Annotated in this window: 13 protein-coding genes and 1 pseudogene; 12 read left to right on the forward strand and 2 right to left on the reverse strand. The window is 42.3% G+C overall.

Annotated elements, in window-relative coordinates; all coding sequences use genetic code 11:
* From wecB to SPICA_RS02725, 11 genes are all read left to right on the forward strand, one after another.
* Positions 1 to 1,128: a non-hydrolyzing UDP-N-acetylglucosamine 2-epimerase gene (wecB, locus tag SPICA_RS02675; RefSeq protein WP_013968000.1), complete on the forward strand. Its 1,128-nt coding sequence runs from the start codon at positions 1 to 3 to the stop codon at positions 1,126 to 1,128.
* Positions 1,112 to 2,296: a glycosyltransferase family 4 protein gene (locus tag SPICA_RS02680; RefSeq protein WP_013968001.1), complete on the forward strand. Its 1,185-nt coding sequence runs from the start codon at positions 1,112 to 1,114 to the stop codon at positions 2,294 to 2,296. Before wecB ends, SPICA_RS02680 begins: the two co-directional genes overlap by 17 nt.
* Positions 2,297 to 2,308: 12 nt before the next feature.
* Positions 2,309 to 3,172 (forward strand): glucose-1-phosphate thymidylyltransferase RfbA, encoded by an 864-nt coding sequence (rfbA, locus tag SPICA_RS02685; protein ID WP_013968002.1) that lies wholly within the window; start codon positions 2,309 to 2,311, stop codon positions 3,170 to 3,172.
* 2 nt (positions 3,173 to 3,174) lie between these two features.
* Positions 3,175 to 3,723: a dTDP-4-dehydrorhamnose 3,5-epimerase gene (rfbC, locus tag SPICA_RS02690; protein ID WP_013968003.1), complete on the forward strand. Its 549-nt coding sequence runs from the start codon at positions 3,175 to 3,177 to the stop codon at positions 3,721 to 3,723.
* Positions 3,720 to 4,595, forward strand: coding sequence for a dTDP-4-dehydrorhamnose reductase (gene rfbD / locus SPICA_RS02695; protein WP_013968004.1), 876 nt, complete (start codon positions 3,720 to 3,722; stop codon positions 4,593 to 4,595). The genes rfbC and rfbD overlap by 4 nt, the downstream gene beginning before the upstream one ends.
* A 49-nt stretch (positions 4,596 to 4,644) precedes the next feature.
* Positions 4,645 to 4,872 carry a type II toxin-antitoxin system Phd/YefM family antitoxin gene (locus SPICA_RS02700; RefSeq protein ID WP_013968005.1) on the forward strand — a complete coding sequence of 76 codons (228 nt, stop codon included), beginning with the start codon at positions 4,645 to 4,647 and terminating at the stop codon, positions 4,870 to 4,872.
* The gene (locus tag SPICA_RS02705) at positions 4,863 to 5,087 is read left to right on the forward strand and encodes a PIN domain-containing protein (RefSeq protein WP_052296321.1); all 225 of its coding nucleotides are present in this window, start codon (positions 4,863 to 4,865) and stop codon (positions 5,085 to 5,087) included. The genes SPICA_RS02700 and SPICA_RS02705 overlap by 10 nt, the downstream gene beginning before the upstream one ends.
* Before the next feature lie 126 nt (positions 5,088 to 5,213).
* Complete coding sequence (locus SPICA_RS02710) at positions 5,214 to 5,477, forward strand: type II toxin-antitoxin system prevent-host-death family antitoxin (RefSeq protein WP_013968006.1); 264 nt, start codon at positions 5,214 to 5,216, stop codon at positions 5,475 to 5,477.
* Positions 5,477 to 5,812, forward strand: coding sequence for a type II toxin-antitoxin system RelE/ParE family toxin (locus SPICA_RS02715; protein ID WP_013968007.1), 336 nt, complete (start codon positions 5,477 to 5,479; stop codon positions 5,810 to 5,812). The genes SPICA_RS02710 and SPICA_RS02715 overlap by 1 nt, the downstream gene beginning before the upstream one ends.
* Before the next feature lie 3 nt (positions 5,813 to 5,815).
* Positions 5,816 to 6,934: a dTDP-glucose 4,6-dehydratase gene (gene rfbB / locus SPICA_RS02720; protein ID WP_013968008.1), complete on the forward strand. Its 1,119-nt coding sequence runs from the start codon at positions 5,816 to 5,818 to the stop codon at positions 6,932 to 6,934.
* Positions 6,935 to 7,579: 645 nt separating this feature from the next.
* Positions 7,580 to 9,268, forward strand: a complete 1,689-nt coding sequence (locus SPICA_RS02725; protein ID WP_013968010.1) for a DUF262 domain-containing protein — start codon at positions 7,580 to 7,582, stop codon at positions 9,266 to 9,268.
* A 185-nt stretch (positions 9,269 to 9,453) separates the two neighbouring features.
* On the opposite strand, the pseudogene SPICA_RS15385 reads toward SPICA_RS02725, so the two are convergent.
* Both SPICA_RS15385 and SPICA_RS02730 read right to left on the reverse strand, forming a co-directional pair.
* Positions 9,454 to 9,588: pseudogene (locus SPICA_RS15385) on the reverse strand (IS1380 family transposase); the annotation flags it as partial.
* Complete coding sequence (locus SPICA_RS02730; RefSeq protein ID WP_041396120.1) at positions 9,528 to 9,848, reverse strand: hypothetical protein; 321 nt, start codon at positions 9,846 to 9,848, stop codon at positions 9,528 to 9,530. The gene SPICA_RS02730 and the pseudogene SPICA_RS15385, both read right to left, overlap by 61 nt.
* A 60-nt stretch (positions 9,849 to 9,908) precedes the next feature.
* Between SPICA_RS02730 and SPICA_RS02735 the strand changes: the two genes are divergently transcribed.
* A complete protein-coding gene (locus SPICA_RS02735; RefSeq protein ID WP_215904902.1) occupies positions 9,909 to 13,142 on the forward strand; it encodes a DUF499 domain-containing protein in 3,234 nt (1,077 codons plus the stop codon).
* The last annotated feature ends 2 nt before the right edge of the window (positions 13,143 to 13,144 follow it).

Here is a 13,144-nt window from a genome sequence, read left to right on the forward strand (position 1 = left end):
TTGAAAAAAACTAAAGTAATGACCATGGTTGGAACCCGTCCAGAAATCATACGCCTTTCAAGAGTTATGGCAAAACTGGATGCATATGTAGATCATGTATTAGTGCATACAGGACAGAACTATGATTATGAGCTTAATAAGATATTCTTTGAAGATCTTGAATTAAGAAAACCCGATTATTTTTTGGATGCCGCCGGCGAAAGTGCAATGCAAACAATCGGCACAATAATAGAAAAGACCGATAAACTATTGAGTGAAGTCAAACCCGATGCTCTGTTAGTGCTTGGCGACACCAATTCCTGTTTGGCAGCACTACCAGCAAAACGAAAAAAAATCCCTGTGTTTCACATGGAAGCCGGCAATAGATGCTTTGATCAGCGAGTACCAGAAGAAATAAATAGGAAAATCGTTGATCATATCTCAGATATCAATATGCCTTATTCGAGCATTGCAAGGGAATATTTGCTTAGAGAAGGGCTCCCTGCAGATAGGATTATAAAAACAGGGTCTCCAATGTATGAAGTAATTCATCATTATATGCCAAAGATCCAAGCGTCAAAAGCTTTAGAAAAAAATGGAGTGAAAGCAGGCGAATATTTTCTTGTAAGCTGTCACCGTGAAGAAAATGTTGATTTTGAATATCAAATTAAGAAATTTGCAGAAAGCCTCAATGCTATTGCTGATGCGTATAAAATACCGGTTATTGTTTCTACCCATCCAAGAACACGTAAAAGATTGGAGCAGTATAATATAAAACTTAATGACCTCATTCAAACGCAAAAGCCAATGGCTTTTTCCGAATACGTCAATTTGCAAATGCATGCAAAGCTTGTTCTTTCTGATTCAGGGACAATTACAGAAGAGTCATCAATTCTTAACTTTCCTGCCCTGAATATACGCGAAGCCCACGAGCGGCCGGAAGGTATGGAGGAAGCATCGGTGATTATGACAGGACTTGACCCAGAACGGATTCTTGAATCTGCGACTATAGCTATGCAGCAGCCAAGAGGCCAAGAGCGAGCTTTTAGAGAAGTTTCAGATTATACCATGCCAAATGTTTCTGAAAAAGTTGTGCGGATTATTGTGAGCTATATTGATTATGTAAATAGAAATGTGTGGAAAAAATAAAAAAATAATTATAATAACAGAACGCTATGCTCCTGAGCCTTTTCTCATTACTGACCTTGCAGAAGAATGGGTAAAACAAGGTAATGAGGTTACGGTTGTTACCCAAATCCCTTCATATCCTGGTGATAAAATTTATAAAGGATACAAAAACAGCAAACTTGTTGAAACTATCAATGGCGTTAAGATTGTTCGCTTCCCGACAGTAACAGGCTACAGTAAAAGCCTGTATCGCAAAATATTGAATTATTTATTGTTTATGCTGCGTGAACTTTGGTTCGCTTTTATTGCGAGCAAAGATGCTGATGCAGTTTTTGTCTATCATACAGGACCGCTCACCCAAGCATTGGCTGTTATTCCTATAAAAATATTTAGAAAAATTCCTATAACAATTTGGACTCAAGATGTATGGCCTGATGCTGTTTTTGCTTATGGGTTTCCTGAACAAGGGGCATTTGCTGTAATATTAAAGAACTTTGTAAAGTTCATCTATTATTTTTGTGATACCATTTTAGTAACAAGCCCAGGTTTTATTGAGAGGCTCAAGCCATATACTAAAAATAAAATAGTAGAATTTATACCACAATGGGTACCCGATGAAATAATGAAGTGTGACCCTTCTCCTTTTAATTTAACTGAGGGCGCATCGAAGTTTATATTTACTGGTAATCTTGGTAGTATGCAGGCTCTTGATGTAGTTATTAAAGCTTTTGCTGAATTAAAACAAGAAGATATTGTGTTATACATTTTAGGAGATGGCAATAAACGAAAGGATTTTGAGTTACTTGCAAAATCGTTAGATGCAACAAATATTAAGTTTTTGGGAAGCTTGCCGCAACGACAAGTATTGCATTGTATCCGACAATGTGATTTTTCTGTACTATCACTATCTCCAAATAAACTTATCAGCCTTACAATACCTGCAAAGTTTCAAACCTATCTTGCTGCAGGGAAACCTATTTTGGCAATTACCGCTGGGGAAGTTTCCAGACTAATACAAGAAAATAATATTGGAATTGCTTGTTATCCTGATAAGGATTTAATTATAAAAAGCATAAAAGAATTAATTGCCACTAATAAATCAGCTTCTTTTACTAGAAATCTTTTAAGATTGCAACCACAGTTTGATAGAAATAAAATTATAAATACAATTTCTTATTACTTAATATAAGGACACCCCCTCATGAAATCCATCATCCTCGCCGGCGGTTCCGGCACAAGATTGTATCCGCTCACCTTTGCGGTTTCCAAACAAATTCTTCCCGTTTATGATAAGCCCATGATCTACTATCCCCTGTCGGTGCTTATGCTGGCCGGGATTCGGGAAGTGCTCATCATTTCTACTCCCCGGGACCTCCCTGTGTTTAGGGAGCTTTTTGGGAGTGGTGATAAACTTGGCATGCGCTTTGAGTATGCTATTCAGGAAAAGCCCCGGGGCCTTGCCGATGCCTTTATTGTGGGAGAAAAATTTATTGGCAATGATAACGTTGCCCTTGTGTTAGGCGATAACATTTTTTACGGCCACGGCTTTACCGGCACCCTGCAAAAAGCCGCAAGCCGCAAAGCAGGGGCCACCATATTTGGCTATTACGTTAGAGACCCCACCCAGTACGGTGTTGTAGAGTTTGATAACTCCGGCAAAGTCCTTGGCATCGAAGAAAAACCCGCTAAACCCAAGTCCCACTATGCCGTTCCGGGTCTCTATTTCTATGATAACCAGGTCGTTGACATCGCAAAAAACGTGCAACCCTCCGCAAGGGGTGAAATCGAAATTACCTCGGTGAACAACGAATACCTCGCCCGGGGCCAGCTCCATGTGGAACTCCTAGGCCGTGGCATGGCCTGGCTCGATACCGGAAGTTACGATGGCCTTTTGGAAGCCTCTAACTTTGTAGAAACCATCCAAAAACGGCAGGGCCTCTATGTCGCCTGTATCGAAGAAATCGCCTACCGCAACGGTTGGATCAGCCGGGACCAATTACTTGCTATAGCCGATAGCTTTAAAACCGATTATGGTGCCTATCTGCGCTTTGTGGCGGAGCAATAACCATGCCCATCAATGTCACACCCCTCCCCATAGAAGGACTTTATATCATTGAGCCCCGGGTGTTTGGCGACGCTCGGGGCTATTTTTTCGAGTCCTACAACGAACGGGATTTTAACACTGCGGGCCTTACCATGCGCTTTGTCCAGGATAACCAATCCTTTTCCAGGATGGGCGTACTGCGGGGCCTCCATTTCCAGAAACAGCACCCCCAGGGGAAACTCGTCCGGGTAATACAGGGCGAAGTCTACGATGTCGCCGTTGATATCCGACCCGGTTCAAAGACCTATGGCCAGTACCATGGCCTTATACTAAGCAGCGAAAAGCAGAACCAGTTTTACATTCCCCCAGGTTTTGCCCATGGTTTTGTGGTCCTCTCCGAAACCGCCATCTTTGCCTATAAATGCACCGACTACTACCACCCGGAAGACGAAGGAGGCATCCGCTGGGATGATCCTGACCTCTCCATCCCCTGGCCCCTTAAGGAGGTGCAAGTTTCTCCTAAAGATGCACAATTGCCCTATTTAAAAGATATTAAAAAGGAAAATCTATGATTTGGATTGTTGGAAACAAGGGGATGCTCGGTACCGAGCTTACCCAGTATTTACAGAACCAGGGCCTCCCAGTCCTTGGCACGGACCGGGAAGTCAGTTTTCTGGATCCCGATGCCCTTTCAGCCTTTGCCCAGGACAAACCCATATTCTGGATCATCAATTGTGCCGCCTACACCGCCGTGGATAAGGCCGAAGACGAAGAAGACCTTGCCCTGCGCTTGAATGCCGAAGGCCCCGAAAATCTAGCTCGCCTTGCACAAAACATCGGAGCCCGGCTCCTCCACATTTCTACCGACTATGTCTTTTCAGGCACTCCCCAACTCCAGTTTGATGCACCCAGGCCCTACCGTGAGGATGACCCCACAGGCCCTACCGGTGCCTATGGCCGTACCAAGGAAGCCGGGGAGCGCCGTGTCCTTGCTGTTGCGCCTTCCTCCCTTATTGTCCGCACCGCCTGGCTTTACGGAGCGCATGGTCCCAACTTTGTCTTTACCATGCTCCGCCTCATGAAAGAGAGGGACCGCATCGGCGTCGTCGCAGACCAGCGGGGAACACCCACCTGGGCCCGGGACCTCGCCGCCGCCATTCACGGGCTTATAACAAAACCAGAGGTGCCCGCCGGTATCTACCATTTTACCAACGACGGCGAATGCACCTGGTACGATTTTGCCCTGGCCATCCGCGACGAAGCCCGCACCCTCGGCCTCTTAGACAAAGACTGCACCGTAAACCCCCTCACCACTGACCAATACCCCACCAAAGCCCGCCGCCCCGCCTATTCCGTCCTCTCAAAAGACAAAATAAAAGCCCTCGGCATCCCCGTCCCCGGCTGGCGGGAAAGCCTCGTGGAGTTTTTAAAAACACAATTGTAAAATGCATGACAACTTGATAACTAAAAAATGTTTATAGTATTTTATACATATGAAAACGCTACCAGTTGGAAAACTTAAAGCTCAGTTCTCAGAAGTTTTAGAATTAGTAAAGCATGGGGAATCTTTCGGGATTATATATGGCAAAAAGAAAAAGCCAATTGCCATGATTATTCCATACGTTGATAAGGAAGAAATAAAAGAAAGAAAAATTGGTATTTTAGATGAAAAATATAAACTGAAGATTGATGAAAATTTTAAATTTGTGGATTGCCGATAAAAGATTTATTGAAGTTTGGTATATATTTGGATTACTGTTTTTTAGATTTATTGCCGGAAGATTCTCTGTATTATTTAGAATTAAAAGAAGAAACACATAGGGATCCATTTGATCGAATGTTAATAGCTCAATGTATAAAAAATAAATTAATAATGATAAGCAAAGATCGTGAATTTGAAAAATTTAAAAGCGAAGGTTTAAAAGTCATTTGGTAAACAATATTCAGTCCTCTCCAAAGACAAAATAAAAACCCTCGGCATCCCCGTCCTCATCCTTTTGTCCTGTCGAACCTTGAAAGTGTATCAATATAATGATATAATATTGATATAAGGAGGTCCTGTATGCCTACAATACGACCCAGTGCCGATTTACGCAATAACTACAATGAAATATCAGAATTCTGTCATACATACGCTGAACCTGTTTTTATTACCAAAAACGGACAGGGCGATTTAGCGGTAATGAGCATCGAAACCTATGAATTATTGGCAGGGAAATTGGAGCTTTATAGATTACTTGATGAAGGTTTACATGCCCATGAAAACGGAAATGTGAAACCAAGTGAAGCCGTTTTTTCTCAAATCCATAAAAAAATGAAGTGGTAATGTATACCCTGCAGTTTACTGAGCCAGCTGAGCATGATTTACTCTCTATACTCACATATATTACAGAAGTATTAAAAGCCCCTGATTCTGCAAAACAACTAGTAGCTGATTTCGAAAAGCAAACGGAACTATTAAAAACCGCACCCCTATGTTGTGCCCTAGTTTCTGATGATTATTTGCGGTCTAAAGGTATTCGTGCTCTTTTAGTTAAAAAGTATTATCTCTTTTATGTGGTTAATGAAGAAGAAAGCCTTGTTTCTGTAATTAGAATTCTCTATTCTCGAAGAGATTGGTCAAACATCCTACGAAATGACAACACATACATAAAGGACTAACCCATGCGCACCTTTAAAAACCTACTTGTAACCGGCGGTGCCGGATTCATCGGCTCCAACATGATTCGCTACCTCCTCTCTGGTCCCTCAGGCTTTACGGGCCGGGTCATCAACCTGGACCTCCTTACCTATGCGGGCAACCCCGAAAGCCTCGCCGACATCCAGGCCCGCTACGGCTCCGGCTCCGACCCCCGCTATATCTTCGTGCAGGGGGATATCTGCGACCGCCCCCTTATCGAGCGCCTTTTTACGGACTACCAGATTGATGGGGTGATCCATTTTGCGGCCGAGAGTCATGTGGACCGGTCCATTTTGGGCCCCGAGGCCTTTGTCCGCACCAACGTCATGGGAACCTTTACCCTGCTCGACGTCGCCCGTACCGCCTGGGCTGGCAAATACACAGCCGGCCATGAGAGCCAGAATGCAGAGGTAACTTCAGTCCTCTTTCATCACATCTCCACCGACGAAGTTTATGGGAGCCTCGGAGACTCGGGCTACTTTACCGAAACCACCCCCTATGACCCACGATCGCCCTATTCGGCCAGCAAGGCCTCGAGCGACCACCTCGTCATGGCCTACCACCATACCTACGGCCTCCCCGTAACCCTTACCAATTGTTCCAACAACTATGGCCCCTATCAATTTCCGGAAAAACTCATCCCCCTCATGGTGCTGAACATGCTGGAAGGAAAGCCCCTTCCGGTCTATGGGGATGGTAAAAATATCCGGGACTGGCTCTATGTGGAAGACCACAACAGTGCCGTGTGGCTTGTCATGCAGCAGGGCAGGGTAGGGGAAAAATACAACATCGGCGGCGAAAACGAATGGCAGAACATCGAACTCCTCCAGGAGCTCATCAATCTGGTCGCAGAAGAAACCGGCAAACCCGCCGAGGCCCTGCGCAGCCTTATCACCTATGTCAAGGACCGCCCGGGCCACGACCGCCGCTACGCCATCGACTGCACCAAGCTTAAAACCGAACTCGGCTGGAAACAGTCCGTAAATTTCTCCGAAGGCCTCCGCAAAACCCTCCGCTGGTACCTTGCCAACCCCGAATGGATCTCCCACGTCCGCTCCGGCTCCTACCGCACCTGGATAGAAAAGAACTATGAGAAGCGGTAGAAGATATTGGCCAAATGTGCTAAAATGAAAAATATGATGAACAAGATTCCAAAACGATTAAAAAAGAGCCTATTATCGAAGTCATTTGGCAAGTTCAGTTTGATATCCCAAATGCAGTAGATGCCTTACCAGGTATAATATATACAAACCTGAGAGGACGTTACTCAGCATTAGAGATGCGTCGTATGCCTGTAGCAGATATTCCTCCGAATTGAAATCTTGAAAGGCTCTAACTTGGTGATATGTCCTTTGCGTCACTCTTTACGCTATATTGATCTGTTAACGTTATATAAAGAGCCAGATCTTTCTGCATTGCAATTACATATTCAACTTGGAACATACATGGTAAAAAATATACCCCTTCAAATGCGTATGGAATTGCTAGAGAATAATTATCTACATGTGATACAGATTGCAACCCCTTCACAAGTACATCTCCCCGAAGGCAATCTTAATGGTAGTGTAGTTGATCTGGAAATTTTTCCTATAAATACATCAGAAAATTGGAATTGATGAGACTTCCAGTGTAATAGAACCATGGTAAAATTTGCAAAAACTTTAAAACGGCAAATGGTATTGTTCGCTGGTAAACTGTGGTACTTATTCATATAAAATAGCAAAGAACCGCATTTTCTGGGGGCTATTATGAAAACAAATTTGCTTGATACAAAAACCTTAACGTTTAGAGAAATCATTGGTAACGGGAAAAAGTATGAAGTTCCTGTTTATCAAAGAGATTATTCCTGGAAAGAAGAGCATTGGGAAGAACTATGGCTTGATATTGAACAAATGCAAATGAATTCGTCTGAAGTACATTATATGGGTTCAATTGTATTGCAAAATAAAACAGATAAAACTTTTACAATTATCGATGGCCAACAACGATTTACAACATTAAGCATATTGGTATTAGCATGTGCAAAAATATTATCAGAACTAAACACCAATGAAGATAGGGAGCGCGTTAATATATTAAGAGATACGTATCTTGGTAATAAAGATGGAATTTCTTTGCATTATACGAGTAAATTACAACTTAATGTTAATAATAATGATTTTTATCAAACATACCTTCTACAGTTAAAAGAGCCCTTGAATAAATCAAAATTAAATGATTCGAATAAATTGATGATTAATGCATATAATTACTTCCTGAATAAATTAAGACAAAAAGAATTTTCTAAAAATGGTATATCTTTATATACATTTGTAGATCAAATTATTGGAGATAAATTGTTGTTTATTCAAATTACTGTCGATGATGAATTAGCTGCTTATACAGTATTTGAAACACTTAATGCAAGGGGACTTGAATTAACATCAACTGACCTTTTAAAAAATTATTTATTTTCAATTGTAAAAGGTGAAACTGATATTCAGCAGTTGCAAAAAAAATGGAAAGAAATTGCAGAAACGGTTGGAATAAAAAAGCTTCCACAATTTATTCGCTATTATTTAAATTCAAAACAAAAACTTATAAGATCTGAACGGCTCTTCAAAGAAATAAGACAAACTATTAAACAGCAAGAAGAAGTATTTACTTTTTTGGATGATTTATCTAACTATGCCGATTTATATATTGCACTGGATGACTCAGAGAATGAATTATGGAAAGATTCGCCAGAAATAGCAAAACTTATTGAAGAAATAGCACTTTTTAATGCTGAGCAGCATAAGTCATTACTTATGGCAGCTTATTTTTCGCTAACTAAAGAAGAGTTTGTAAAGGTACTAAGAATTATTCGAGCTATAGTCTTTCGTTATACAGTTATCTCATCGCTAAATCCAAATGAACTTGAAAAACAATATAATAATGTAGCAGTTAAAATTACAAATCGAGAGATAGATAATGCATCGGATATATTTAGGTATTTACAGCCAATATATCAAAATGATGAAGATTTTAGATATAGTTTTACTACAAAGGAATTTGACACAAGAAATTCACAACAACGAAAAATCGTTCGTTACATCTTAGCAAGTATTGAAAATCAAAAATATAATAAAAATTTATCGGTCATAGATGTTGATGCAACAATAGAACATATTTTGCCTGAAAATGCTGAAGAATCATGGTTTTTAGATTTTGAACAAGAGGATTTTGAGTCAGCAGTATATAGACTTGGCAATTTAACGTTGCTGGAAAATAAAATGAATGCTAAAGATGCAGCAAATGCATTGTTTGAAAAGAAAAAAACAGTCTATGAACGAAGTCAATATGAAATTACTAAGGAGATAGTATCATATGATACATGGAATATGAATGATATAAGAAACAGACAAAAAAACTTGCCGATATTGCTGTTACAATATGGAAAGCAAGATATTGAATAACAGAACATCGAAGTCTTCCAGGAGCTCATCAATCTGCTCCTGGATAGAAAATAACTACTTGTAATACTCAACGGTATCTGCGTATAATTTTACTATGAGTAAAAGATTTGAAGGCGAGGAAAGCCTGGATATTACTTCAGAGAAAGCTATTTATCCTAATGCTGTGGTTTAATATCTAAGGCTCAATTCAGCATATATCCTTCCTGTCCGATATACGCGAAAATGGGGTGATAGCCGTCCACCTCTTTATAGGTACGGCTCACCCCTTCTTTGTGGCTTTTGGAATTATCCAGTGGCGAGGTATCGATATCGACCGGTATATACGGTCTACCATAGCTGGAACATAGGTTAAATCCAGACTTTCCAGAAAAAAGCTATCTTCCCGGACTATATCCATTTCTTCAAAACGGGTCCTGCCTTGGGTAAAAAGTCCTATGATTGATTTCAGGACATGGGGATGGCGAGGTGTAGCTTTTCCGCTATGCTTACAAAAGCCAATTTTTTCTAGTATCTTTCCTACCAGCGCCATGCCGCCTATGCTATTTAATTTTTCTGTGGTAGTATTTATGACGTAATCCAAGCTTCACCTCCTGGGTGCATTTTGTTTTAGTGGTAATTCATTATACACCATCAGGTTGGCTTGGGTTACTTTATTTTTTATACGGATTCAGGTAAAAATTTTGCCGATGGGGATCCCATGCTGGCCGGAAAAGATATATCCCAGTGGGATGTGGCGGCTTGTCTTAATTTTATGTGGTTAAAATGGAATGAAATATTTAGCCGTACCCTGGGTAATGCAGAGCGCTCGTTGGTGAGTGAGCTTAAGCTTTTTCGCAATACCTGGGCGCATCAGGGCAGTTTTACCAGTGATGATGCCTATAGGGTTTTGGACTCCGCAGAACGATTACTCAATGCAATTTCTGCCCCTCAATCTGAAGAACTTAACAAAATGAAAATGGAACTTCTGCGGCTTCGATTTGATGAGCAGGTTCGCAATGAAAAGCGGAAAAGTTCCATTATTGAAACAACTGCCAATACATCGTTAAAGCCCTGGCGGGAGGTTATTGTTCCCCATAAAGATGTGGCCTCCGGCCGGTATCAGCAAGCTGAGTTTGCCGCCGATCTCTGGCAGGTACATTTGGGCGAAGGCTCCGATGAATATAAAGACCCGGTAGAATTTTATAGGCGTACCTATTTAACAGATAGCCTGAAAAAATTACTCACTAATGCTATTAAAAGACTTACCGGCACTGGTGGTGATCCGGTGGTGCAACTGCAAACCAATTTTGGTGGTGGCAAGACCCATTCTATGCTTGCCCTGTATCATCTTTTTTCTGGCGCTTCTGTTTCTTCGCTCCTTGGAATAGAAGAGATTCTAAAATCCTGTGGCGTATCTGAACTGCCCCATGTGTCCAGGGTGGTGCTCGTGGGTAATAAAATATCCCCTGGTAACCCGGTCCGAAAACCCGATGGTACCTTGGTTAAAACGCTTTGGGGTGAGCTTGCCTGGCAGTTGGGTGGTAAAAATGCTTTTAGTATCATTGCGGAGGATGATGAGCGGGCTACCAGTCCTGGGGACCGGCTCAGATTACTTTTTAATGAATATGGTCCCTGTCTTATTCTTATTGATGAGTGGGTAGCCTATGCCCGCCAACTCCACGATCAAACGGATTTGCCTGGGGGCAGTTTTGAAACCCATTTTTCCTTTGCCCAGGCCCTTACGGAGGCCGCCAAGGGGGCTCAAAATTGTCTTTTGGTAATTAGCTTGCCCGCCAGTGATACCGCAGGGTCTCCTCACACCCTAGCCGATGATGCAGAAGTTGGTGGGGCTCGCGGCCGTGAAGCGCTGGCTCGCTTACGGAATGTGGTAGGCCGTTTGGAATCATCCTGGCGGCCAGCCACCGCAGAAGAGGGCTTTGAGATTGTGCGACGACGGCTTTTTGAACCAATCCGTGATCAGGACAATTTTAAGAACCGTGATGTAGTAGCCCGTACCTTTTCAGAATTGTACCAAAATGAACAGCAGGAATTTCCTCCTGAATGTCGTTCCGTAGATTACGAAAATCGTATTAAAGCCGCGTATCCTATTCACCCAGAAATATTTGATAGACTCTATACCGATTGGTCTACCCTGCTTAAGTTCCAACGCACCCGTGGAGTTTTGCGTCTGATGGCCGCGGTAATTCATAGCCTTTGGGAAAGCAATGATAAAAATCCACTCATTCTTCCTGCAACTATTCCAATAGATGATCCAAGGGTCCAGTCGGAGCTTACCCGTTATCTTTCTGATAACTGGGCGCCCATTATAGAAAAGGATATTGATGGTCCCCAATCTTTGCCCCGTCGTATTGATGCAGACATTACCAATTTAGGAAAATATTCAGCCACACGGCGGGTTGCCCGTACTATATTTCTAGGTTCTGCGCCAACCTCGGATGCGGCGCATCATGGTCTTGATGACCGGAGTATTAAATTAGGTTCTGTATTTCCTGGTGAAAGCCCGGCTCTTTTTGGTGATGCCCTTCGCAGACTCGCCGGCAGTGCTACCTATCTGTACCAGGATGGGAGTCACTATTGGTATTCTACCCAACCTACGGTTACAAAACTTGCAGAGGATAGGGCTGAACAATTACTAAACAATCCAGATATGGTGAGTATGGAAATTGAAGCCCGTTTAAGAAAAGATTTACAAACAAAAGGTGATTTTAGCCGCATCCATGCGTTTCCCCATGGGAGTCAGGATGTCCCTGATGATAAGGATACCCGATTAGTTGTCTTGGGTATTCAATTTCCTTATGATAGAACCGACCGTTGTTTAGCTTTACAAGAAGCACGAAATATACTGGAAAAGCGGGGAATAGGCCCCAGGTTATATAGAAACACCTTGGTTTTTCTTGCCGCCGATGCAAACCGTCTTCAGGATTTGGATGGGGCTGTTCGAAGATATTTAGCATGGAAATCTATAGTAGATGAAAAAATACAGTTAAATCTTACACCATTTCAGGCTACCCAGGCAGAGCAGCAACTGGCTGAAGCAGAAAAAACTGTGTTAGCTCAAATTCCGGAAACGTATATTTGGGTTATTGTGCCGTTTCAAAAAAATCCCCAGGTAAGTATAGAAATGCAGGCGTTAAAGGTTTCCGGACAGGAAGCTTTAGCGGTCCGGGCTGCTAAGAAACTAAAGAATGAAGAGCTTCTCGTAACATCCTATGCCCCAAGCAGATTAAGAATGGACCTTGATACCATTCCTCTCTGGAGGGGTAACCATATTTCTGTAAAACAGCTCTGTGAATATTATGCCCAATATGTATATCTGACCCGTGTTACCAATCCTGAGGTAATTGTGAAGGCTATAATTAATGGACTGTCGCTTTTATCCTGGGAACAGGATTCATTTGCCTGGGCGGACTCATGGGATGAAGAGGCTCAGCGGTATAAGGGATTGCAATATCAGGTAAATCATAGTTACATTGACACTGAAAATACAGGGCTTATTGTAAAACCGGCAGTTGCGGCTGCTCAGGTGCAAAGGGAAACAAAACCTGTAGGGACTGAGCCTAGTCCCGCGGAGAAAATTGTAATTGATGATTCCGGCCAAGTTGCAGACAGGATACCAGACATACAAAACACAATACACCAGCCGAAACGGTTTTTTGGAACTGTAGAACTAGATCCCGATAGGATAGGGCGCGACGCGGGCCGTATAGCAGATGAAGTGCTTTCTCATCTTGCGTCTCTGCCACAGGCTAAGATTAAGGTTCGCTTGGAAATAGAAGCGGAACTTCCCCAGGGTGTAGATGAAAGGGTAATAAGAACGGTAACAGAAAATGCAAATACCCTGCGTTTTAAAAACCATGGTTTTGAAAGGGAGTAATT

The sequence above is a fragment of the Gracilinema caldarium DSM 7334 genome (assembly GCF_000219725.1).
GTDB lineage: Bacteria > Spirochaetota > Spirochaetia > Treponematales > Breznakiellaceae > Gracilinema > Gracilinema caldarium.

Bases quoted from the DNA above. Each gene is read 5' to 3' on its own strand.
- rfbD (WP_013968004.1), top strand. From the start codon at position 3,720: ATGATTTGGATTGTTGGAAACAAGGGGATGCTCGGTACCGAGCTTACC.
- rfbC (WP_013968003.1), top strand. From the start codon at position 3,175: ATGCCCATCAATGTCACACCCCTCCCCATAGAAGGACTTTATATCATT.
- SPICA_RS02715 (WP_013968007.1), top strand. From the start codon at position 5,477: ATGTATACCCTGCAGTTTACTGAGCCAGCTGAGCATGATTTACTCTCT.
- rfbA (WP_013968002.1), top strand. From the start codon at position 2,309: ATGAAATCCATCATCCTCGCCGGCGGTTCCGGCACAAGATTGTATCCG.
- SPICA_RS02700 (WP_013968005.1), top strand. From the start codon at position 4,645: ATGAAAACGCTACCAGTTGGAAAACTTAAAGCTCAGTTCTCAGAAGTT.
- rfbB (WP_013968008.1), top strand. From the start codon at position 5,816: ATGCGCACCTTTAAAAACCTACTTGTAACCGGCGGTGCCGGATTCATC.
- SPICA_RS02680 (WP_013968001.1), top strand. From the start codon at position 1,112: ATGTGTGGAAAAAATAAAAAAATAATTATAATAACAGAACGCTATGCT.
- SPICA_RS02710 (WP_013968006.1), top strand. From the start codon at position 5,214: ATGCCTACAATACGACCCAGTGCCGATTTACGCAATAACTACAATGAA.
- SPICA_RS02725 (WP_013968010.1), top strand. From the start codon at position 7,580: ATGAAAACAAATTTGCTTGATACAAAAACCTTAACGTTTAGAGAAATC.